Source organism: Streptomyces pluripotens (genome assembly GCF_000802245.2).
Taxonomy (GTDB): domain Bacteria; phylum Actinomycetota; class Actinomycetes; order Streptomycetales; family Streptomycetaceae; genus Streptomyces; species Streptomyces pluripotens.
The window spans coordinates 1835502-1857182 of the sequence record NZ_CP021080.1; the positions used below are offsets into that span (position 1 = coordinate 1835502).

Annotated in this window: 17 protein-coding genes and 1 pseudogene; 7 read left to right on the plus strand and 11 right to left on the minus strand. The window is 69.1% G+C overall.

All coding sequences use genetic code 11. The features are described 5' to 3' along the window. Positions 1 to 36: 36 nt before the first annotated feature. Positions 37 to 1314: an extracellular solute-binding protein gene (locus tag LK06_RS08115; RefSeq protein WP_039655008.1), complete on the minus strand. Its 1278-nt coding sequence runs from the start codon at positions 1312 to 1314 to the stop codon at positions 37 to 39. Positions 1315 to 1705: 391 nt separating this feature from the next. On the opposite strand from LK06_RS08115, the gene LK06_RS08120 reads away from it, so the two are divergent. Together LK06_RS08120 and LK06_RS08125 are read left to right on the plus strand one after the other, a co-directional pair. After that, positions 1706 to 2740 carry a LacI family DNA-binding transcriptional regulator gene (locus LK06_RS08120; RefSeq protein WP_039655009.1) on the plus strand — a complete coding sequence of 345 codons (1035 nt, stop codon included), beginning with the start codon at positions 1706 to 1708 and terminating at the stop codon, positions 2738 to 2740. Between the two features lie 96 nt (positions 2741 to 2836). Next, on the plus strand, positions 2837 to 3706 hold the full coding sequence (locus tag LK06_RS08125; protein WP_174673825.1) for a phosphatase PAP2 family protein: 870 nt from the start codon (positions 2837 to 2839) through the stop codon (positions 3704 to 3706). On the opposite strand, the gene LK06_RS08130 is transcribed toward LK06_RS08125, so the two are convergent. Next, entirely contained in the window at positions 3664 to 6729 is a 3066-nt protein-coding gene (locus tag LK06_RS08130; protein WP_043434968.1) for a bifunctional [glutamine synthetase] adenylyltransferase/[glutamine synthetase]-adenylyl-L-tyrosine phosphorylase, read from the minus strand. The two genes, LK06_RS08125 and LK06_RS08130, sit on opposite strands and share 43 nt — an antisense overlap. Positions 6730 to 6984: 255 nt before the next feature. Between LK06_RS08130 and LK06_RS08135 the strand changes: the two genes are divergently transcribed. After that, positions 6985 to 7872, plus strand: a complete 888-nt coding sequence (locus tag LK06_RS08135) for an alkaline phosphatase family protein (protein WP_039655011.1) — start codon at positions 6985 to 6987, stop codon at positions 7870 to 7872. Positions 7873 to 8257: 385 nt separating this feature from the next. Here the strand turns inward: LK06_RS08135 and glnA are convergent, their stop codons facing one another. After that, the gene (gene glnA / locus LK06_RS08140; RefSeq protein WP_039655012.1) at positions 8258 to 9619 is read right to left on the minus strand and encodes a type I glutamate--ammonia ligase; all 1362 of its coding nucleotides are present in this window, start codon (positions 9617 to 9619) and stop codon (positions 8258 to 8260) included. Positions 9620 to 9945: 326 nt separating this feature from the next. Here glnA and LK06_RS08145 point away from each other — a divergent pair, with 326 nt between their 5' ends. Next, entirely contained in the window at positions 9946 to 11136 is a 1191-nt protein-coding gene (locus tag LK06_RS08145) for a globin domain-containing protein (RefSeq protein ID WP_039655013.1), read from the plus strand. A 75-nt stretch (positions 11137 to 11211) separates the two neighbouring features. On the opposite strand, the gene LK06_RS08150 is transcribed toward LK06_RS08145, so the two are convergent. After that, a complete protein-coding gene (locus LK06_RS08150; protein WP_039655014.1) occupies positions 11212 to 11658 on the minus strand; it encodes an RrF2 family transcriptional regulator in 447 nt (148 codons plus the stop codon). Between the two features lie 150 nt (positions 11659 to 11808). Between LK06_RS08150 and LK06_RS08155 the strand changes: the two genes are divergently transcribed. The 3 genes from LK06_RS08155 (at position 11809) to LK06_RS08165 (ending at position 15325) form a co-directional block, all read left to right on the plus strand. Next, a complete protein-coding gene (locus tag LK06_RS08155; protein WP_039655015.1) occupies positions 11809 to 12525 on the plus strand; it encodes a thioredoxin-like domain-containing protein in 717 nt (238 codons plus the stop codon). Beyond that, a complete protein-coding gene (locus LK06_RS08160; RefSeq protein ID WP_043434965.1) occupies positions 12522 to 13154 on the plus strand; it encodes a DUF305 domain-containing protein in 633 nt (210 codons plus the stop codon). The genes LK06_RS08155 and LK06_RS08160 overlap by 4 nt, the downstream gene beginning before the upstream one ends. Before the next feature lie 221 nt (positions 13155 to 13375). Then, positions 13376 to 15325: a S53 family peptidase gene (locus tag LK06_RS08165; protein ID WP_039655017.1), complete on the plus strand. Its 1950-nt coding sequence runs from the start codon at positions 13376 to 13378 to the stop codon at positions 15323 to 15325. Between the two features lie 93 nt (positions 15326 to 15418). Here the strand turns inward: LK06_RS08165 and LK06_RS08170 are convergent, their stop codons facing one another. The 7 genes and pseudogenes from LK06_RS08170 to LK06_RS08200 all read right to left on the minus strand — a co-directional run bounded on the left by LK06_RS08170 (position 15419) and on the right by LK06_RS08200 (position 21536). Next, entirely contained in the window at positions 15419 to 16690 is a 1272-nt protein-coding gene (locus LK06_RS08170; RefSeq protein ID WP_052270120.1) for an MFS transporter, read from the minus strand. A 98-nt stretch (positions 16691 to 16788) separates the two neighbouring features. After that, positions 16789 to 17097: pseudogene (locus LK06_RS08175) on the minus strand (endonuclease/exonuclease/phosphatase family protein); the annotation flags it as partial. A gap of 101 nt (positions 17098 to 17198) precedes the next feature. Beyond that, positions 17199 to 17750: a hypothetical protein gene (locus LK06_RS08180; protein ID WP_039658391.1), complete on the minus strand. Its 552-nt coding sequence runs from the start codon at positions 17748 to 17750 to the stop codon at positions 17199 to 17201. 882 nt (positions 17751 to 18632) lie between these two features. Beyond that, on the minus strand, positions 18633 to 19031 hold the full coding sequence (locus LK06_RS08185; RefSeq protein ID WP_234367316.1) for a DUF6415 family natural product biosynthesis protein: 399 nt from the start codon (positions 19029 to 19031) through the stop codon (positions 18633 to 18635). Then, positions 19028 to 19240: a hypothetical protein gene (locus tag LK06_RS33065; RefSeq protein ID WP_159025285.1), complete on the minus strand. Its 213-nt coding sequence runs from the start codon at positions 19238 to 19240 to the stop codon at positions 19028 to 19030. Before LK06_RS33065 ends, LK06_RS08185 begins: the two co-directional genes overlap by 4 nt. 368 nt (positions 19241 to 19608) lie before the next feature. Beyond that, a complete protein-coding gene (locus LK06_RS08195) occupies positions 19609 to 20739 on the minus strand; it encodes a helix-turn-helix domain-containing protein (RefSeq protein ID WP_234367376.1) in 1131 nt (376 codons plus the stop codon). A 155-nt stretch (positions 20740 to 20894) separates the two neighbouring features. After that, positions 20895 to 21536, minus strand: coding sequence for an HAD family hydrolase (locus LK06_RS08200; protein WP_174673826.1), 642 nt, complete (start codon positions 21534 to 21536; stop codon positions 20895 to 20897). Positions 21537 to 21681 lie beyond the last annotated feature (145 nt).

Here is a 21681-nt window from a genome sequence, read left to right on the forward strand (position 1 = left end):
CCTCTCCCGAAGAGCGGATCCGACGGCCACCCGGGCTCACTTGCTGAAGTCTGGCACCAGCTTGGTGATGGCCAGTTCGGCGTTGCTCAGGCCCTTGTCCAGCGACTCCTTGCCGCCCGCGATCTTGGGCAGCTCGGTGTCGAGCGGACCCCACAGGCTGCTGTACTCGGGCAGCGCCGGGCGGGGCTGGGCGGTGGACAGGACGCCCTGGTAGCCGGCAATGCCGGGGTCGGCCTTGACCTGGGCGGTGTAGGCGTCCTCGCGGGTGGGCAGGGTGGAGTTCTTCAGAGCGATGGTCTCCTGGGACTTCGCCGAGGTCATGAACTTCACGAACTTCAGGGCCGCGTCCTGGTGGGCCTTGTTGGACCCGGCGTAGACCGCGAGGTTGTGGCCGCCGGTCGGGGCGCCCGCCTTGCCGGCGGAGCCAGCCGGGACCGCGGCGATGCCGAGGTTGGACTTGTCCTTGAAGGCGCTGCCCTTGTAGAAGTTCGTGATCTCCCAGGGACCCTGGATGATCGCGGCGACCTTGCCGTTGACGAACGCGTCCTGGATGTGGGCGTAGGCGTCGGCGGTGGTGTCGGCCTTGTGCAGGCCCTTGCCCGAGAACAGGCTCAGCCAGGTGCCGTAGCCCTTCTTGGCGGCGGCCGAGTCCACGGTGATCTTCTTGGCGGCGGCGTCGACGGTGTCGGTGCCCTCGCCGTAGAGGAAGGGCTGGGCGAAGTAGGCCGCGGTGGAGCCCCAGTAGCCGTCGACTCCGGTCTTCGACTTGATCTTGGCGGCGTCGGACTTCAGCTCGTCCCAGGTCTTGGGGGCGTCGGCGATGCCGGCCTTCTTGAACAGGGCCTTGTTGTACACCAGGGCCAGGGTGTCGGTGACCAGCGGCACGCCGTAGGTCTTGCCCTGGTACTGGGCCTGCTTGATCAGGTTCGGCTGGAACTTCGCCTGGTCGGCCAGGGCCGCCGTGCCGTCCAGGGGCAGGAAGTACCCCTTCTTGGCGAACGCGGGGGTCCAGCCGACCTCGGAGCGCAGCACGTCCGGGGCGCCCGTGGCGCCGGCGGCCGTGTCGAACTTGTTCTGCGCCTGGTCGAAGGGAACGTTGACGTACTTGACCTTGATGTTCTTGTTGGCGGCCTCGAACTGCTTGACCAAGGCCTTGTACGTCGGTGCCTCATTGGTGGCGTTGGAGGTGTCCCACCAGGTGATGGTGACCGGGCCGTCCGCCTTGCTGTCGCTGCTGCTACCGCTCCCGCCGCACGCCGTCGCCGCGAGGGCGAGGGACGCCACCAGCGCAGAGGCCGCTATGCCACGCCGCATGAGTTCTCCTTGAGGGTTAAGCCCGTGGGGTGCAGGGGGCGGTCCCGTCCGCCGCCCCTGCCGTCTTGCCGACTGCGCCGTTGCCGCGGCCGGGCGACAGGGAACGTAACAGCGATGTAAGCGCTGCGAAAGACCTTGCAGAAAAAAAATGCAAGGGAACACGATGGTTACCCGGCCGTGACCTGTGCGCGAGCCGCCCACGAGCCCGTGCCGGGGCCGCTCAGGACACCCAGAGGGGCACCTGTGCAAGACTCTGAAAGTTCTTGCATCACGAGCCCACACGAAGACGAGGAGCGCGATGACGCAGCAATCCGCGGCGGGCCGTTCGACCCCCCGCGCCCGGCGTCCGGCCGGTGTGCAAGGAGTCGTACGACCGGTACAGTCCAGTGCCGTGACCACACGGCTTGCTGACATCGCTGCGCAGGCGGGGGTGAGCGAAGCGACTGTCAGCCGGGTCCTCAACGGGAAGCCGGGCGTCGCCGCCACCACCCGCCAGTCCGTGCTCGCCGCACTGGACGTGCTGGGCTACGAGCGCCCCGTGCGGCTGCGGCAGCGCAGCGAGGGCCTGGTGGGCCTGATCACGCCGGAGCTGGAGAACCCCATATTCCCAGCCCTGGCTCAGGTCATCGGCCAGGCGCTGACCCGCCAGGGCTACACACCGGTGCTCGCCACCCAGACCCCGGGCGGGTCGACCGAGGACGAGCTGACCGAGATGCTGGTGGACCGCGGTGTCGCGGGCATCATCTACGTCTCCGGGCTGCACGCGGACACCACCGCCGACATGCAGCGCTACGAGCGACTGCGGGCGCAGGGCGTGCCGTTCGTGCTGGTGGACGGATTCTCCCCGAAGGTGCAGGCGCCGTTCATCTCCCCCGACGACCGGGCAGCGATGGCACTTGCGGTGACCCACCTGGCGTCGCTGGGCCACACCCGGATCGGGCTGGCGCTCGGGCCGAAGCGGTACGTGCCGGTGCAGCGCAAGATCGAGGGCTTCGTCCACGCGATGCAGGGCCAGCTGGGGTTGGCCCCCGAGGTCGTCGAGGAGGAGCTGATCCAGCACTCGCTGTACACCCTGGAGGGTGGTCAGGCAGCCGCGACGGCGCTGATCGAGCGGGCCTGCACCGCGGTGGTCTGCGCCAGCGACATGATGGCTCTCGGAGCGATACGGGCGGCCCGGCAGCAGGGCCTTGAGGTGCCCCGGGACGTGTCGGTCGTCGGGTTCGACGACTCCCCGCTGATCGCCTTCACCGATCCGCCGCTGACCACGGTCCGCAAGCCGGTCCCGGCGATGGGGCAGGCAGCGGTGCGCACGCTGCTGGAGGAGATCGGCGGAACTCCGGCGCCGCACAGCGAGTTCGTCTTCATGCCGGAGTTGGTGGTGCGCGGGTCTACGGCGTCCGCCCCACAGACCGCGCGCACGCCGTAGACACGGCTGGTCATCCGTACGCCGTAGAAAGTGCGTCTCGAACCCGACCTTGGGATGATCGGTCCAGGAAGCCCTTTTCTGGCAGACTCTGTGCCTATGAGTGACTCGACCGTGACAGGCCCGGAAGGTCGCGAGGAGGTGGCCGTTCCGCGGACCGTTACGGGCGGAAACGGGCAGGGTGCCAGAAGGAGATTGCGCCGCCCGCAGCGACCCCGACTCTGGTTCGAGATCCTTCTGATCGCCGTGAGTTACTGGACGTACTCACTGATCCGCAACGCCGTCCCGGAACAGCGCGCCGAGGCGCTGCGCAACGCCGACTGGGTCTGGCGTGTCGAACACGGTCTGGGCATCGCCGTCGAGCAGTCGGTCAATCACGCCGTGAACTCGGTGACTTGGCTGATCGTCGGGATGAACTACTACTACGCCACACTGCACTTCGTGGTCACGCTGGGTGTCCTGGTGTGGCTGTACCGGTGGCATCCCGGCCGGTACGCGGCGGCTCGACTGGTGCTCTTCGCCACCACGGGTGTGGCTCTGGTCGGTTACTATCTGTTCCCGCTCGCGCCGCCCCGGTTGATGCGCGGCGGTACCTTCGTGGACACCGTACTGGTGCACCACACGTGGGGGTCGATGGCCTCCGGCGATCTCAAGAACATGTCGAACCAGTACGCGGCGATGCCGTCGATGCACATCGGCTGGTCTCTGTGGTGCGGACTGACGATCTTCGCGCTGGCTTCGGTGCCGTGGATGCGGCTTCTGGGACTGCTGTATCCGGTGGCCACCCTGACCGTGATCGTCGCCACCGCCAACCACTTCTGGCTGGACGCGTTGGGCGGCGTGCTCTGCCTGGCTTTCGGATTCACGGTGGCCAGGCTGTGGTACGGCGTCCTGCCCCACTGCCTGCCGAGGCTGGTACCGGCGCCTCAACCGCCCGAGCCGGCCCCGGCCCGGACCCCGTCCCCGTAGAACAACTCGTCCACCACCGCGCGCGCCCGGCGGGTGGTGCGGCGGTAGGCGTCCAGCATGTCCCCGGCGTGCCCGGCGCCGTAGCCCAGGTAGCGACCGACGGCAGCCAGCTCGCGGGGCTCGGTGGGGAAGGTGTCCCCGGCCCGGCCGCGGACCAGCATGACCGCGTTGCGCACCCGGGTGGCCAACACCCACGCCTCGTCCAGGGTCTCCGTGTCCTCCACGCTCAGTAGCCCGGCCTCGCAGGCGGCGGACAGTGCCTCGCGGGTGCGGGTGGTGCGCAGCCCGGGCAGGTGCCAGCCGTGGCGGAGCTGGAGCAGTTGGACGGTCCACTCGACGTCCGACAGGCCGCCGGGACCGAGCTTGGTGTGCAGTTTCGGGTCGGCTCCGCGCGGCAGCCGCTCGGACTCCATCCGGGCCTTCAGCCGCCGGATCTCGCGGACGGCGTCCTCGCCGAGGCCGTGGAGCGGGTACCGCAGGGGGTCGATGAGAGCGGTGAAACGGCGGCCGAGGTCCTCGTCCCCGGCGACCGGCTCGGCGCGCAGCAGCGCCTGCGACTCCCAGACCAGGGACCAGCGGCGGTAATAGGCCTCGTACGACTTCAGGGTGCGCGCCAGCGGACCCGACTTGCCCTCCGGACGAAGATCGGCGTCGATGAGCAGCGGCGGATCGGAGCTGGGCAGTTGCAGCAGGCGGCGCATCTCGGTGACGACCTTGCCGGCGGCCGTGGCCGCCTCCTGCTCGGGCACGCCGTCCCGCGGCTCGTGTACGAACAACACGTCCGCATCGGAGCCGTAGCCCAGCTCGTGCCCGCCGAAACGACCCATGCCGATGATGGCGAACCGGGTCGGCAGGGTGTCACCCCAGCCGTCCCTGACGACCGCGCGCAGCGTGCCGGCGAGGGTGGCCGCGGTGAGATCGGAGACGGCTGCACCGACACGGTCCACCAGGGCGCCCTGGTCGGCTTCGGCGGGGCTGGTCTCGGTGCCGTAGGAGCTGACGATGTCGGCGGCGGCCGTTCGGAACAGCTCGCGGCGGCGGACGCCCCGGGCCGCGGCGACGCCCTGCTCGACGTTCTCCGCACGACCCGCAGCCGCCAGGACCTCCTGTTCCAGGTGGGCACGGTCGCGGGGGGCCAGGCCGCGGCCGGAGCCGGCACTCGTGCCCGTGCCCATGCCCGCCCCCATGCCCGTGCCGTCTCCGAGCAGGGCCACCGCCTCGGGGGCGCGCATCAACAGGTCGGGGGCGAGACGGCCCGCCGACAGCACCCTGGCCAGGTTCTCGGCCGCCGCGCCCTCGTCGCGGAGCAGTCGCAGGTACCAGGGGGTCTTGCCGAGTGCATCGGAGACCTTGCGGAAGTTGAGCAGGCCGGCGTCGGGGTCGGCGGATTCGGCGAACCAGCCGAGGAGAACGGGCAGGAGGGTGCGTTGGATCGCGGCCTTGCGGGTGACGCCGGAGGCGAGGGCTTCGAGGTGGCGCAGGGCCGCGGCCGGGTCCGCGTAGCCGAGGGCGACCAGGCGTTCACGCGCCGCCTCGGGACTCAGCCTGGTCTCTCCGGGAGCGAGCTGGGCGACCGCGTCGAGCAGGGGGCGGTAGAAGAGCTTTTCGTGCAAGCGCCGTACGACGCCCGTGTGCCGCTTCCATTCACGGTGCAGTTCAGCCACCGGGTCGGTGCGCAGGCCGAGCGAGCGGCCCAGGCGGCGCAGGTCCGATTCCGCCTCGGGGACGAGATGGGTGCGGCGCAGCCGGTAGAGCTGGATCCGGTGCTCCATGGAGCGCAGGAAGCGGTACGCCTCGTCCAGGCGGGCGGTGTCCTCGCGGCCCACGTAGCCACCAGCGGCGAGGGCCTGGAGGGCGTCGAGCGTGGTGCCGCTGCGGAGGGACGCGTCGGTGCGTCCGTGCACCAGCTGAAGGAGCTGAACGGCGAATTCGACGTCCCGCAGACCGCCGGGGCCGAGCTTGAGTTCGCGTTCGACCTCGGCGGCGGGGATGTTCTCGACGACCCGGCGGCGCATCTTCTGCACGTCCGTCACGAAGTTGTCGCGTTCGGCGGCCTGCCAGACCAGGGGTTCGAGCGCGTCGATGTAGGCCCGGCCCAGGTCGGTGTCGCCGGCCACCGGACGGGCCTTGAGCAGGGCCTGAAACTCCCAGGTCTTCGCCCAGCGCTGGTAGTAGGCGAGGTGGCTGCTCAGGGTGCGGACGAGGGGGCCGTTGCGGCCCTCGGGGCGCAGGTTGGCGTCCACCGGCCAGATGGAGCCTTCGACCGTGCTCTCGGAGCAGATCCGCATGAGGTGGGAAGCGAGCCTCGTCGCGGATCTGAGGGCCTTGGCCTCGGAGGTGTCCTCCGCCGATTCGGCCACGAAGATCACGTCCACGTCGGAGACGTAGTTCAGTTCGTGGCCGCCGCACTTGCCCATCGCGATCACCGCCAGGCGGCAGGCGGCGGCGTCCTCGGGGGCAGCGGCCTCGGCGATGGTCAGCGCGGCACGGAGGGTCGCCGTGGCCAGGTCCGCGAGTTCGGCGGCGGTGTCGGCCATCTCCGTGGTGCCGCAGACGTCCCGGGCGGCGATGGAGAGCAGGCAGCGGCGGTAGGCGATGCGGAGGGAGACCGGGTCGGTGGCCGCTTCGAGACCTCGCTCGAACTCCGTCAGGCCGGGGTGGAGGTCGTGTGGCTCGTAGGTGACCAGGGCCTGCCAGTCACCCGGGTGCCGGGCGAGGTGGTCGGCGAGGGCGGTGGAGGCACCGAGGACGCCCAGGAGGCGGTCGCGCAAGGGCTTGGCCGCGATCAGGGTGTCCAGCAGCTCACGGTGGGCGGTGGGGCCGTCCTGGGCCTCCAACAGGCGGACCAGGCCGTGCAGGGCGAGGTCGGGGTCGGCGGTGCCGCCGAGGGCCTCCAGGAGGACCGGGTCGTCGCGGACGGGGATCAGCTCCGGGCAGTCCAGGAGGCGCTCGGCGGCGGAGGGGTCGGTGAAGCCGTGCCGGAGCAGGCGGGTGAAGGTGCTGCTTCTGCGCCCCGGCGTCATCCGTGGCCTCCCCTGCGTCTGGGTTCGAGGTCGTCCTGGCCAGAGCCTAACCGGAGTGCGTCTGGGGGGCTCCGGGTGTCTCACCACCGGGTGCGCGGTACGCGCCGCCCGGGCAGGAGTGCTCCGGCCGCCTCCGCAGCGGCTGTTCATCCGGTCTTCACCCGCGAGGATGGCTTGTGTGGGCCACGAGATTGTTGGCGTGTGCATGCTCTGCATGTACCGCCAGCCCCCTCTCACCCCCAACCGGAGGTTGATGTGTCCGGCAGTTCCGTGTACCGCCGTGCCCGTACCGCCGTGGCGTCCGCAGCGGCCCTCGCCGCGGCGGCGGCCGGGCTCTGGGTCGGGCTCGGCAGCGAGTCCGCGCACGCCGCGGGCGCCGTGCCCAGCCCGGACCACGTGGTCGTCGTGGTCTTCGAGAACCACGCGTACAGCCAGGTCATCGGGTCCCACAAGGCTCCGTACATCAACTCGCTCAAGTCCGGCGGCGCCAACCTGACCCAGTCGCACGCCGAGACCCACCCGAGCCAGCCGAACTACTTCGCCTTGTTCTCCGGTTCGACGCAGGGAATCACGGACGACAGCTGCTACGCCCCCGCCTTCACGTCCGCCCCGAACCTGGCCTCCGAGCTGATCGCCGCCGGCCGCACCTGGGCCAGCTACAACGAGTCACTGCCGAGTCAGGGCTCGACCGTGTGCAGCAGCGGCGAGTACGCGCGCAAGCACAACCCGTGGTTCGGGTTCAGCAACGTACCGACGTCGAGCGCCAAGACGTTCAGCCAGTTCCCGTCGGACTACACGACGCTGCCCCAGGTGTCGTTCGTGATCCCGAACCTGTGCAACGACATGCACGACTGCTCGGTGAAGACCGGTGACACCTGGCTGAAGAACAACCTGGGCGGGTACGCGACCTGGGCCAAGACCCACAACAGCCTGCTCGTCGTCACCTTCGACGAGGACAACCGGCTCAGCGGCAACCGCATCCCGACGGTCCTGTACGGCCAGCCCGTCACGGCGGGATCGTCGTCCTCCACCAGCTACGACCACTACGACCTGCTGCGCACCCTGGAGGACACCCAGGGCCTGAGCACGCACGCGGGAAACGCGGCCTCCGCGCAGGACATCACCGGCATCTGGGCCTCCTGACGCGCGGGCAGCGGACAGCCGTGCGCACACGCCGGCGTCCGCGGAGAGCGCGGTCCGCCGTCCGGCCGGACGGCGGACGGCGGACGGCGGACCACGGGTGCCCCACCGTGCTCGCCCCCGGCACCGCCAGCCCGGTCACCAACGTGTCGTCCGAGACGGTCACGACGGTGCTGCCGCTGGACCTGGTGACCGGCCGGCTTTCACCGGATGAGACCGGTGAGGGGAACGACGCAGCCCCGCAACCACGACCGCACGGCGTCCCGCCGGGCGAAGGGCACCGATCCGGCGCCGGACGGCCCAGGGCCAGTGAGACGCGATGGGGCCGACGGTCCGCGACCGTCGGCCCCATCCGCCGAATCAGCGGGAAACCCGCCCTGACCTGTGCCTACAGCACCGGCAGGTTCTTCCGCAGCTCGAACGCGGTCACCTCGGAGCGGTACTCCTCCCACTCCTGCTTCTTGTTGCGCAGGAAGAAGTCGAAGACGTGCTCGCCGAGGGTCTCGGCGGCCAGGTCGCTGCGCTCCATGAGGGTGAGCGCCTCACCCAGGTTCTGGGGCAGGGGTTCGATGCCCATCGCGCGGCGTTCGGAGTCCGAGAGGGCCCAGACGTCGTCCTCGGCGCCGGGCGGGAGCTCATAGCCCTCCTCGATGCCCTTGAGGCCCGCGGCGAGCAGCAGCGCATAGGCCAGGTATGGGTTGGCGCCGGAGTCCAGGGAGCGGACCTCCACGCGTGCCGAGCCGGTCTTTCCCGGCTTGTACATGGGGACGCGGACCAGGGCACTGCGGTTGTTGTGACCCCAGCAGATGTAGGAGGGGGCCTCGCCGCCGGCGCCCGCGGTGCGCTCCGATCCGCCCCAGATCCGCTTGTAGGAGTTCACCCACTGGTTGGTGACCGCGGAGATCTCGGCGGCGTGCTTGAGCAGGCCCGCGATGAAGGAGCGGCCCACCTTGGAGAGCTGGTACTCGGCACCGGACTCGTAGAACGCGTTGCGGTCGCCCTCGAAGAGCGAGAGGTGGGTGTGCATACCGGAGCCGGGGTGCTCGGAGAACGGCTTCGGCATGAAGGTCGCCTGAACCCCCTGCTCCAGCGCCACCTGCTTCATGACCAGGCGGAACGTCATGATGTTGTCGGCGGTGGAGAGCGCGTCGGCGTAGCGCAGGTCGATCTCCTGCTGGCCGGGGGCGCCCTCGTGGTGGGAGAACTCGACGGAGATGCCCATCGACTCCAGCATGGTGATCGCCTGGCGGCGGAAGTCCATGCCGATGTTCTGGGGGGTGTGGTCGAAGTACCCGGAGTTGTCGGCGGGGGTGGGGCGGGAGCCGTCGAGCGGGCGGTCCTTCAGCAGGAAGAACTCGATCTCCGGGTGGGTGTAGAAGGTGAAGCCCAGGTCAGAGGTGCGGGCCAGGGCGCGCTTGAGGACGTAGCGCGGGTCCGCGAAGGACGGGGAGCCGTCCGGCATGAGGATGTCGCAGAACATGCGCGCGGTGCCGGGGGCCTCGGCACGCCAGGGCAGGACCTGGAAGGTGGACGGGTCGGGCTTGGCGATCATGTCGGACTCGTAGACGCGGGCGAAGCCCTCGATGGCGGAGCCGTCGAAGCCGATGCCCTCGTCGAAGGCCTGCTCCAGTTCGGCGGGCGCCACGGCGACGGACTTGAGGAAGCCCAGCACGTCCGTGAACCACAGGCGTACGAACCGGATGTCGCGCTCCTCCAACGTCCGGAGCACGAACTCCTGCTGCTTGTCCATCTTCCGCTTCCCCATCCTTGCTGGTCAGGCCGCCTGTCCCGCGTCCCGAGGGAGGCGGTCGGGCACCTGAGCATCCCACCACAACACCATTTCATGCGCGTTGCGGACCTTGATCGCCCGAGCGTCGTCGGCCTGAACGCCTTTCGTACGGCAGGTGTACTGCGCTGTCGGCAGGTGTACCGCGCTGCCGCCCATCTTGCCTGCTCGCAGCGGCATCCGTAATGGCCGGTGGGGTCCGTCGAGTGAGGGACCCCACCGGCACTTAACTTGCATCTCAGATGCAAGTTTTAATAACGTGTCGATCAGTCGAGCCCCGAGGAGCCCCGATGCTGTCCGAACAGTCCGCGGCCACCGTCCGCGCCACCCTTCCCGCCGTCGGCGCCGCCATCGGTGAGATCACCGAGCGCTTCTACGCCCGGCTCTTCACCGCACACCCCGAATTGCTGCGGAACCTGTTCAACCGCGGCAACCAGGCCTCCGGCACCCAGAGGCAAGCACTCGCGGCCTCGATCACGGCCTTCGCCTCGTACCTGCTGGACCATCCCGGTCAACTGCCCAACGCCCTGCTCAGCCGCATCGCGCACAAGCACGCCTCACTGGGCGTGGTCCCCGAGCAGTACGCGGTGGTGCACGAAAACCTCTTCGCCGCCATCGCCGAGGTCCTCGGCGACGCCGCCACACCCGAGGTGGCAGCCGCCTGGGACGAGGTCTACCAGCTGATGGCGAACGCCCTCGTTGCCGCCGAGAAGCAGCTGTACGAGGAGCGCGGCGGCCCGGGCCTGCGGAAGTGGGAGGTCGTGGAACGGATCGAGGAGACCGCCGACGTCACCACCTTCCGGCTGCGGCCCGCGGACGGCGGCCCGGTGGCCGGCTTCCGTGCCGGCCAGTACGTCTCCGTCCGCGTCCCCCTGCCCGACGGGGCCCGGCAGATACGGCAGTACAGCCTGTCCGAAGCACCGGGCGGGGCGGAGCGCCAGTTCAGCGTCAAGCGCGTACACGGCGGCCCGAGCCCCGACGGGGAGGTCTCGAACCACCTCCACGCGCACGTGCGAGCCGGTGACGTCCTGGAACTGTCCGAACCCTACGGCGACCTCGTCGTGGACGCCGGACCGGACACCCCCCTGCTGTTCGCCTCGGCGGGCATCGGCGTGACCCCGGTGATCGCGATGCTGGCCGACCTCGCCAACACCGACCACCGCGCCCCGGTCACCGTCATCCACGGCGACCGCTCCCCCGCCGACCACGCGCTGCGCACCGAACACGAGAGGTACGCGGAGAAGCTGCCGGACGCGTCCGTGCACTTCTTCTACGAGCAGGACGCCGGGCCGGGCCACCGCACCGGTCTGGTCGATCTGTCCGACATCGCCGTACGGCCCGGCACGCGCGCGTACCTGTGCGGACCGCTGCCGTTCATGCGCACGGTGCGTGCCGGTCTGATCGAGAAGGGGGTGGCTCCGGCGGACATCCACTACGAGGTGTTCGGGCCGGACCTGTGGTCGGCGGCGCAGGGCAGGTAGGACTACTGGGCCGCAGGCCGGTGGCACACCCCGCGGGGTCGTCGCCCGGGAGGAATCTTCCGGCGGGCGGCCCCGTCAGCCGTCGTCCGCCGGGCCTCGGGAGATGCTCAGGAGCAGCCCACCGGTCGGGTCGGCGACGATGTCGGACATCTTCACCGGGTCGAGCGTCGCGAAGAACGCCTCCTGGGCCCGGCGCAGTGCGCCTCGCAGACGGCACCCGGCAATGAGCGGGCAAGGGTTCGTGCCTTCGCAGTCGACCACGTCGCCGTCGCCCTCGAAGGTGCGGACCACCGCGCCGACCGACGCCGTGCGGCCCTGCTCGGTGAGTGTCAGCCCGCCGCCCCTACCGCGCCGGGCGTCGACCAGGCCCAGATGCTGGAGTTCGGCGACGACCTTGGCAGCGTGTGTGTAGGGCACATCCATGTCCGCGGCCACCTGGCGGGTCGTGGGAGTGGCACCGGCGGCTACGGCGAGTCGCATCAGGATTCGCAGGGCCAGATCGGTGGAACGCAGCAGCCGCATACCGGAAGGGTAGGTAATGCACATCCCGGGTTCAAATTATTCGGCCCGCGTGACATGACCGCGCCCTCCCGGCAGGAGGGAACCGCGTCCCCGCTACGATCAGCGGGCTCCCCCTTGCCATTGGCCTCCCTTTCGCCGGAAGGACACCCCATGGGTTCCGCCGAGAACAGCCGCTCCGCAGCGCGTACGGCGCACATCGAGGAGATGCGCCGCGCCGAGCGTGCCCGCAGGCGTCGCAACCGGGTGCTCATCATCGCCGCGAGCGCGGTGGCCGTCGTCGGCCTCGTCGCCGGCGGAGTCGTCCTGCTGGGCTCGCGGCCAAACGACTCGAACAGCTCGAACAGCTCGAACAGCAAGGACACCGCCAGCGACGCGAAGGCCCCGGGGAGTCCCGGAGACTCGGGGGACTCCGGCCATTTCGTCACCGGAAAGGACGGTGTGCGCACCTGGTCGGGCAAGCTTTCCCGGAACCACGTCACGACCAAGGTGTCGTATCCGATGCACCCGCCGGTCGGCGGCAACCACAACCCGGTGTGGGCCGACTGCAACGGGACCGTTTACACCAAGCCGTTGCGGGACGAGAACGCGGTGCACTCACTGGAGCACGGCGCGGTCTGGGTCACCTACACCAGCAAGGCGCAGAAGGCCGACGTCGACGCCCTCGCGGCGAAGGTGCGGCGGACGCCGTATTCGATGATGAGCCCGTACGAGAACCAGGCCGGCCCACTGGTCCTCTCGGCGTGGGGCCGCCAGGTTTCGGTGAAGAGCGCGACCGACCCCGAGGTGGACAGGTTCTTCGCCGCCTATGTGCAGGGTGCGCAGACTCCCGAGCCGGGCGCGCCGTGCAGCGCCGGTGAGATGAAGTGAGGCGGCGGCACACCGGGTGGGCGGTTGGGGCCGCGGCAGCGCTGCTCGTGACCGGCGGTGCGATCGCATACACAGCTGTCGAGGACTCCGGCGGACCGAGCACGCGGACGCCTGACACGCGGTCGGCCGATGCCGGGTTCGCACGGGACATGGCCGTGCACCACCAACAGGCCGTCGAGATGTCGTACATCATCCGGGACCGCACGGAGAACCGCGAAGTGCGGGGGCTGGCCTACGACATCGCGCAAACCCAGGCCAACCAGCGCGGCATGATGCTGGGCTGGTTGGACCTCTGGGGGGTACCCAAGGTGTCGGCCGAGCCGCCGATGTCCTGGATGGGCATGGGGGACGCAGCCACCGGCAAGGACGGCGCGCTGATGCCGGGCATGGCGACCCACACGGATCTGGACAAGCTCCGTTCACTCAGCGGGAAGCAGGCGGAGATCCTCTACCTTCAGTTGATGACGGCCCATCACAAGGGCGGCGTCCACATGGCCGAGGGGTGTGTCGCCACGTGCGAGGTGGAGGCGGAGAAGCGGCTCGCGCAGGGCATGGTGGAGGCGCAGCGGTCGGAGATCGAGTTGATGGCCGGGATGCTCAAGGAACGGGGCGCGCAACCCATTTCGTAACACTGCCGTAACGACGAACCCCTCAAATCGCCCTCCCCACACGCCACGTGACGGTTCCTTGGGTTTCTCTTGACCCACAGCTTCCCCTGGCATGAACAGATCATCGAAAGAGTGGCCCCCATCGTGTGATCCATTCGCCGGTCCATACCGCCGCTGGCCGGCGCGCGGATGCGTGACGTACCGACCACTACATGCATGCGAACCGCATCGCAGGGGGTTTTATGAGATCCAACCGCGCCAAGATGCGCGCCGGTGTGAGCATGGCAGCGACACTGCCGATGATCGCTGGCGCTCTGGCGCTGGGCATACCCGCAGCACACGCCGCGGACAGCCCGGCCCGCAACACGATCAAGGGCACCAAGCCCATGTGGGCCACTGCCAAGGCGGATAAGGGCTCCACCTCGAACAAGGCCCAAGTCAAGGCTCGGGTCTACCTGGCCGGCCGCGACAAGGCTGGACTCGCCGCCTACGCCCAGGCCGTGTCCGACCCGGCCTCGCCGCAGTACGGCAAGTACCTGAGCGCCAAGAAGGCACAGGCCCGCTTCGGGGCCACCAAGGCCCAGGTGGCCGCCGTCAAGTCCTGGCTGAAGTCGTCCGGACTGCACGTCACCAAGGTCACTGCGCACTACGTCGCCGTCTCCGGTGACGTGGCCGCCGCCGAGAAGGCCTTCGGCACCCAGATGCACAACTTCGCCAAGGGCTCGAAGACCTACCGCGCCCCGGTGAAGACCGCGTCGGTGCCGGCCGCCCTGCGGGACGCCGTGCTGACCGTCACCGGCCTGGACAACGCCCCGCACAAGGCGAACCACGACGACCAGCTGCCGCCCCCGGACGGCGTGTTCAAGAACGCCGGGCCGTTCTCCACGTACTACGGCTCGAACGTCGCGACCACGCTGCCGGACGCCTACGGCCAGAAGGTCCCGTACGCGGTCAAGGGCTACACCGGCAAGCAGCTGCGCGCCGCCTACGGCGCCGGCAAGTACACCGGCAAGCACGTCCGTGTCGCCATCACGGACGCCTACGCCTCGCCGACCATCGCCTTCGACGCGGCCATGTACGCGAAGAAGCACCACGACGCGCGCTGGAAGACCAGCCAGCTGCACCAGGTGCTGCCGAAGAACTTCACGAGGACCAAGGAGTGCGGCGCGGCCGGCTGGTACGGCGAGGAGACCCTCGACGTCGAGGCCGTGCACGCCGTCGCCCCGAAGGCCGACGTCACCTACGTCGGCGCCGCGTCCTGCTACGACGACGACCTGCTCGACTCGCTCAGCAAGATCGTCGACAAGCACCTGGCCGACATCGTCTCCAACTCCTGGGGCGACATCGAGGGCAACCAGACGCCGGACCTCGCCGCCGCGTACGACCAGGTCTTCCAGATGGGCGCCGTGCAGGGCATCGGCTTCTACTTCTCCTCTGGTGACAACGGCGACGAGGTCGCCAACACCGGTACGAAGCAGGTCGACACCCCGGCCAACTCGGCGTGGGTGACCGCGGTCGGCGGCACCTCGCTGGCCGTCGGCAAGCACAACAAGTACATGTGGGAGACCGGCTGGGGCACCGAGAAGGCGACCCTGTCGGCCGACGGCAAGAGCTGGACCGGCTTCCCCGGCGGCTACGTCTACGGCGCGGGCGGCGGCACCAGCAAGACCGTGGCCCAGCCCTACTACCAGAAGGGCATCGTCCCGGACTCGCTCGCCAAGGCCAACAACGCCGCCGGCAACCGCGTCGTCCCGGACATCGCGGCCATCGCCGACCCGCAGACCGGCATGCTGGTGGGTCAGACCCAGACCTTCCCTGACGGGTCCCAGCGCTACAGCGAGTACCGGATCGGCGGCACCTCGCTGGCCGCCCCGGTGATCGCGGCCGTGCAGGCTCTGGCCCAGCAGGCGCACGGTGGCAAGGCGCTCGGCTTCGCCAACCCGGCGATCTACAAGCGCTACGGCACGAAGATGTACCACGACGTCACGGACAACCCCACGGGCTCCGGACTCGCCGTGGTGCGGGTCGACTTCGCCAACGGCCTCAACGCCAGCAACGGCCTGCTGACCTCGGTCCGCAGCCTGGGCAAGGACAGCTCGCTGTCCGCGGTGAAGGGCTACGACGACGTGACCGGCGTGGGCTCGCCCGCGAAGGGCTACGTGCAGTCGTACCGGCGCCACCACAAGCACTGAGGCACTGAAGCACCGTGCCGCTGAGGCGCTGAGGTACTGAGGTACTGAGGTACTGAGGTACTGAGGTACTGAAGCACCACATCGCCGAGGCGCCTAGCGGGCGGGGGCGTGGGGTCCTGCGGATCCCACGCCCCCGCTGGCGTCGTGGTGCAGTGCACTGGACCGCTCGGGCTTGCGGGACGCGACCAGCCGCGCTCCCCGTCCCGTGGACGGTGCCTGCCGACGGCGGTCCACCGCGTAGGCCACGCTCGCCACGCCTACGCCCAGTACCGCCAGGGCCGCCCCGGCGAGCGCGGGGGACGTGACCCCGAAACCCGCGGCAAGGGCCAGCCCCCCGATCCAGGCACCGCCGGCGTTGGCGAGGTTGAAGGCCGCTTGATTGGCGGAGGAGGCCAAGGAGGGGGCGGCCGAGGCCTTCTCCATGACCATCAACTGAAGCGGGGAACCGGCGACGAAGGCCGCCATGCCGAGGAGCGTCACGGCAAGGGCCGCGCTCCATCCGGCGCGCATCAGGACCGGGAACAGCACCAGCACGGCCGCCAGCGAGGTCAGCCCGCCGAAGAGCGTGCCGCGCAGCGAGTGGTCCGCCAGCCGGCCGCCGAGCAGGTTACCCACCGTGGCCCCGACGCCGAACAGGGCCAGCAGCAGCGTCACATCGGCTCCGGCGAAGCCGGCCGAGTCCGTCAGCATCGGGGTGACATAGCTGTAGGCCGCGAAGAGCGCGCCGAAGCCCGCCACCGTCGTGCCGAGGGCCAGCCAGACCGGCAGGGACTTCAGGGCCGCCAGCTCGCCGCGTAGACCGCCCGAGCGAGCGTGGGCTCGGTCGTGCGGGACGAGCAGGGCCAGCGAGGCCATCGCCGCCAGGCCGATTGCGCTCACCCCGAGGAACGTGGCCCGCCAGCCGAAGTGCTGTCCCATCAGTGTGGCGGCGGGGACGCCCGCGATGTTGGCGACGGTCAGACCGAGGAACATGAGGGACACCGAGCGGGCCTTGCGCTCCGGGGGAACCGTCGTCGTGGCGACGACCGCGCCCACGCCGAAGAACGCGCCGTGCGGCAGTCCGCTGAGGAAGCGAGCGGCCAGCAACGAGCCGTCGCCGGGGGCGAGCGCTGACAGCGCGTTGCCCACGACGAACAGGGCCATCAGGGCGATGAGGACGGTCCGACGGGGCATCCGGGCCGTCGCGGCAGCCAGCAGCGGGGCGCCGATGACGACCCCCAGCGCGTACGCCGAGACCAGGTGCCCGGCGGCGGGGATCGAGATGTGCAGGTCGTCCGCGATGTCGGGCAGCAGGCCCATCATCACGAACTCGGTCGTGCCGATGCCGAAGGCGCCCACGGCAAGGGCGAGCAGGGCCAGGGGCATGAAGGGCCTGTGCCTTTCAGGGACGGGAGCGGAGTCCCCTCCAGCATATGTTCAACTACGGAACAAACTCTCCCTAGAACCCGACATTCCGGGGCTGGTCACGAGGATGTGTCCAGTTTCACTCGCGCCGCCACCGGCAGATGGTCGCTGTTGGTGCGCGGCAGCGTCCAGGAACTCACCGGCTCAACACCCCTGACCATGATCTGGTCGATCCGGGCCATCGGGAACGAGGCCGGCCAGCTGAACCCGAAACCACTGCCCGCCGCCCCCTGTGTGGAGCGCAACTGGGAGGTGACGGCGTTGAGCGACCGGTCGTTCATCGTGCCGTTGAGGTCACCGAGCAGGACGACCCGCTTGAGGGCCTCACCGGCAATGGCCTCACCGAGCGCATCGGCGCTCTTGTCCCGGAACCGCTTGGCTGCCATCCGGAGTGGGTAGACGACTCAAGGGCTGTCTTGTAAAGATCTTGGTGCCGAGTGCGGAGCAACCTGAAGAGCTCGCGAAGTACTCAGCCGGTGGCTCGCGGGGTGTCCAGGGAACTGGCGAAGTCAGCGAGCGTGCGGAAGTCGCTCTCCCGTAGACCGACCCGCGGGTTGACGTGGTGCAGAAACCCGGGCCCTTGATGGTGAGCGGTCACGTATGACTGATCACGTTCACTCTGCTCGTCGTCCACCCAGGCGAAAGGACGGCCGCACGCATAATCCACCAGTGGCTCGGTCTTCCAGTGGACTCCATCAGGGCGTTCTTGGAGTAGGACGTTGCCGAAGTCGACGAAGGGAAGATCCGGAAGGCCGAGGACCGGTGCGATCCACCGATTGGCGTCGTCCATCCATGTGGTGGCCCAGCACAGCTCGAAGCCGAGCTGGAGCAGGATCCGTCCGTGCCCTGGGTTCAGCCAGACACGCAAGGGGCGTCGTCGGGCCGATAGGCCCCTATCGTCCTCATGGGTACCGTTCCGGGGAACTCTGAGTGTGGTGTAGCCGTCAGGACGCCTCTCCGGCTTGGCCGCGTAAGGGTTGAGTGGCCCGTCCACATCGAGGAACAGCAGCGGTCGGTTCACGGTTTCCCCCGTTCGCACTCACGTGTACTGCACCGATCAGCGTAGCTGTGGGGCCGGTCCCGGCCTGACGGCCCCACTGGCCCCCTGACGGCCGTCTCAGGGCGCCACGACTGTGTAGAGCCCCTTTTTCCTGGAGCAGTTCGAGGAAGGCGACTGTCTGCTGTTCGTCCAGTGCCCCAACGGGCAGGCCCATGGCCATCTGCGGGGACACACACAGTACCCAGAAGCCGCCGACACGCGGCATGCTCCGAAACGTCGTCCACGTCCGCGAGGTGGCCCGGTCCGGGCCGTGAGTGCGGTACTCCGTGTCCGTCATGGTGACGGTGACCTCCCGGGCCCCCTTCAGATGGGTCGCGAGTTGCCGCCGGACAGAACGCTCGCGCAGTAGGAAGAATCCCCCGCCGCAGAGCGCCAGTGCCGCACCGATCGGGACAGCGTCGGGCACTGCCACGAGCCCTGCGGCCACCGCAGCAGCCCCGGTTGTCATAAGCCCGATGGTGATGGCCACGCGCTGGATGTACCCGTTCCGGGCACAGGCCCGGAACGAGCGAAGCACCATGGACGGTGTACTGACGAAGGTGGTCGTTATCGACATCTCGGCCATAGTGGCCCGCGCATCGTGCGTCAAGGAAGAAACCGCTGGTAGGACTTCTGACCACAAGATCATCCGCCAGCCCCAGAGGCTCGACATGGGTGGCCTATGCTGCCACGCTCGACACCGTGCCGCGGCTTGCGGACCGCTGCGCGGCGGGGGCTTGTGGGAGTGCGACCCTGACCCTGCGGTCGCCATGGGGGTGCGTCAGTGCGAGGTCCGCGCCAGCACCAGGGCGAGGACCGGGCCGGTCACGGCCGCCACGTACGCGAGCAGGCCGACGACCGCCTTCACCGGGACTTGCTCTGCGAAGCTGCTCCGCCATCGAGCTTGTCGTAGTGGTCGCACAGGGCCTTCGCGGAACGGGCCAACTTCCGTGCCACGGCCACGCGGACGGCCGGTGTGTCGCCGTCCCCCAGTCGTAGCTTCCGAACCGCCTCGCCGATGCAGGCGAGTGCGCAGTACCGCGGGATGCTCTGCTTCGACAGTCGCGAGGCCTTCGCCTCGACCTCGGGGATCAGCAACGCCAGCTGGCCGCGCAGCAGCGTGGTGAGCGTGCCCACTTCGCTGGGGGCCGGCGGCAGTAACTCGGGGGCGTCGTCCGGGCCGAGCAGGAGGCGTACGATCGCCCGCGCCGTCTCGATGTCCACCGGGACTGTTGCGCTGTCGTGGTTCATCGTGGTGTTCACCGGCGCACCGCCCGTCCGGCCCGGCAGCCCAGGCAGTCGCACGGCGGGAACGCGGTACTCAGCAGCAGCAGGACCGGCTGGTTCCCGGGGATGATGGTGAGCGTGCCCCGGTCCCGGGTAACGGTGCCGTAGCGGTCCACCGTGTAGACCCGCAACGTCATCCCAGGCGCCCGTGTGCGGGCGGCAGGTTGGGTTGTACCGTTCGTCATGTCGACCTGCTCTCTCAGGTTGGCCACGCCCCCGGACCGGTCGCACGGTCGCGGGGGTCTTGTCGGTAGCTGCCGGTCACGCCAACGGTGTTCTGGCACCCGCACGTGACGAACTGCCACACGCGCGTGCCGCCAAGAACCAGAACTTCTCCGGCAGCGCGCAGGGACTTGTTCACAACCCCGCAGTAGAAACAGGCCTCGCCATGCAATCGGACGACGCTCACGCGCTCCTTGACGACCAGGGGCGCGAGCGGGAGCGCATCCGGCATATGTCCCGTCCTTCTGCTGCTAACTTCTGTGCGTGCAACAGATAATGACGGCGCGCATACCCCACAAGTACCCCTGCGAGGGGTAGTCGTAGGGCTACCTCAGGTAGCTGCGCACCATTCGGCGAAACTCGACAGCGACTCGGAGTCGGCGCGCTTCAACCGGCGCAGCGTGGCCGCGTCCTCGCGCACCCAGGGATGCTCACGCGTGTGCTGGGGGGCAATGTTCCGCGCCACCTTCAACGACTCGAACGCGTCATCGGCAAGACCCGACCACAGCTGTGCACGCGCCAACTCGATGTAGAAACCACTGCGGCGTTCAGCCGGTAGAGCCTTGGGCGGCTTCCATTCCTCAGCGACTTTCAGCGCCCGGCTGACGTGCTCGTCTCCGAGACTCACGGCCACGGACATTTCGTGGGCGCGCACAGAGTCCGGTCCGAAAGCGGTTCCGCAGTACACGTCTTCACTGACACGGTCGCCCAGCGTACGGGCCTCGTTCAGGTGGTTCATTGCCGTCGACGTGTCACGGGCTCGACCGGCGATGACCGCGGCCCTCATATGCAGCGAGCCACGAGCCGCGATCTCCGAGGGCCTGTCAGGTGCTGGCGCCGCGTCCAGTGCCTGGTGCAGAGCCTTGAGGCCTGAGCTGTAGGCGCGGGCCGCGAAAAACGTCTCCGTTCGGACATAGGCGACGGAGGCAGAGAGGACGGGATCGACAGCAGCAGGGGCAGCCCACCGCATGACGTCGATGAGACGGGCCGACAGGTCGCGCGCGCCGAATTTGTACGCTACGGCGTCGGCGGAGCGGCAGGCGCTGACAAGGAAGCCTACGACTGCCGCCCACTCATCGGGCGGCGCCACCTGATACGCGCGCGCCAACTCGGTGATCAAGTCAGGCAGCTCCAGGGCAATCTGGGTGTACTGGGCTGCGAGCCTGCGCTCTGCAGCTGACTCGACGGCTTCCTGTAACTCGTCCAGGGGCCGGACAGGCCCGTCCTCGGGCATGTCGTACGCGGCGATCGCGGCCGACAGCGCAGGGAGAGCGTCGTGAACACGGGTGTGTACCGGGGCTCGGTCTGTGCGCAACCGGGCCGGGTCAACACCGAGCGCGTCCGCGATAGCGTCGAGAGTCGCATCCGTGACTCCGCGTTCACCGCGCTCAATCTTGCGAATAGTGCCCAGCGCCACGCACGCCGCCTCAGCAAGCTGCCGCTGCGTCAGCTTGGGGCGCATGACGCTTCTGTAGTAGGCAATCCGAGCGCCAACTCCGCCACTAGGTGAGGACATGTCCACTCCAGTCCGGAAACGCTTCGAACGGTACCCGCGCCACCTCGAAACCGATACGCGAAGCCCTCATCTCACCCCAGATGCAGGACCATGCGCACACCTCACCACTGGACGAGGGCGGGCAACTCGCCGAGGCTGTCAATCCGCCAGTCCGCCGCAGCAGCAACCTGCGGATCATCCGCCCACAGATGCCCCCAAGGCCCCCGCCGAACGTGAGCCACCCTCAGCCCGGCCTCCTTCGCGGGGAACACATCGTTCGCCGGATGGTCCCCCACGTACACCACACACTGAGCAGGGGCCTGCGCCACATCGACGACTCGCTGGAAGAACCCGGGATCCGGCTTGGCCACACCCCACTCCGCCGACGTCGCGATGAGATCGGCCGGCAACTCCAGGTTGCGAAGCAATTCGCCGGCACGCGCAGTCTGGTTGCCGGCGACGACCACACGCACTCCGATCTCCCGCAGCGCGGCGAGGGACGGGCGCACGTCATCGTAGATGTCGGTCGAATCCAGGAATTCGCCACGCCCAGCTTCCTCGCGGGCCTGGTACTCGGCTGCCAGGTCGATCCCGGGCCGAAGCAGCCGTAGAGCTTCGGCATTGTCCTGACCGCGCGCGACAATCGCCCCCACGAGCGCCGACAAGGTATGCCGGGGTACCTCAAGCCAGTCAGCCCAGGATGCCCAGTACCGATCGTCACGGGTGATGGTCTCGCCCACGTCGAACACAACGGTCTCAATCACTCCGGCAGCCTACGGCTTCACTGGCGCGACTACGGAGGTTGTGCCTCGCCGCAGCAACGCGGATCAGCGTGTGAGCAAGTCGGGTGACGCCGAGCAGTCCCTGTCCCCCGAGCCAGGTCGGCTACTGCGCGACGCCTGAGAGGGG

Excerpts from the sequence above, each read along its gene's own strand:
- LK06_RS08115 (WP_039655008.1), bottom strand. The coding sequence starts at position 1,314 with ATGCGGCGTGGCATAGCGGCCTCTGCGCTGGTGGCGTCCCTCGCCCTC.
- LK06_RS08125 (WP_174673825.1), top strand. The coding sequence starts at position 2,837 with ATGAGTGACTCGACCGTGACAGGCCCGGAAGGTCGCGAGGAGGTGGCC.
- LK06_RS08130 (WP_043434968.1), bottom strand. The coding sequence starts at position 6,729 with ATGACGCCGGGGCGCAGAAGCAGCACCTTCACCCGCCTGCTCCGGCAC.
- glnA (WP_039655012.1), bottom strand. The coding sequence starts at position 9,619 with ATGGACAAGCAGCAGGAGTTCGTGCTCCGGACGTTGGAGGAGCGCGAC.
- LK06_RS08145 (WP_039655013.1), top strand. The coding sequence starts at position 9,946 with ATGCTGTCCGAACAGTCCGCGGCCACCGTCCGCGCCACCCTTCCCGCC.
- LK06_RS08150 (WP_039655014.1), bottom strand. The coding sequence starts at position 11,658 with ATGCGGCTGCTGCGTTCCACCGATCTGGCCCTGCGAATCCTGATGCGA.
- LK06_RS08155 (WP_039655015.1), top strand. The coding sequence starts at position 11,809 with ATGGGTTCCGCCGAGAACAGCCGCTCCGCAGCGCGTACGGCGCACATC.
- LK06_RS08165 (WP_039655017.1), top strand. The coding sequence starts at position 13,376 with ATGAGATCCAACCGCGCCAAGATGCGCGCCGGTGTGAGCATGGCAGCG.
- LK06_RS08170 (WP_052270120.1), bottom strand. The coding sequence starts at position 16,690 with ATGCCCCTGGCCCTGCTCGCCCTTGCCGTGGGCGCCTTCGGCATCGGC.
- LK06_RS33065 (WP_159025285.1), bottom strand. The coding sequence starts at position 19,240 with ATGACGAACGGTACAACCCAACCTGCCGCCCGCACACGGGCGCCTGGG.
- LK06_RS08195 (WP_234367376.1), bottom strand. The coding sequence starts at position 20,739 with ATGCGCCCCAAGCTGACGCAGCGGCAGCTTGCTGAGGCGGCGTGCGTG.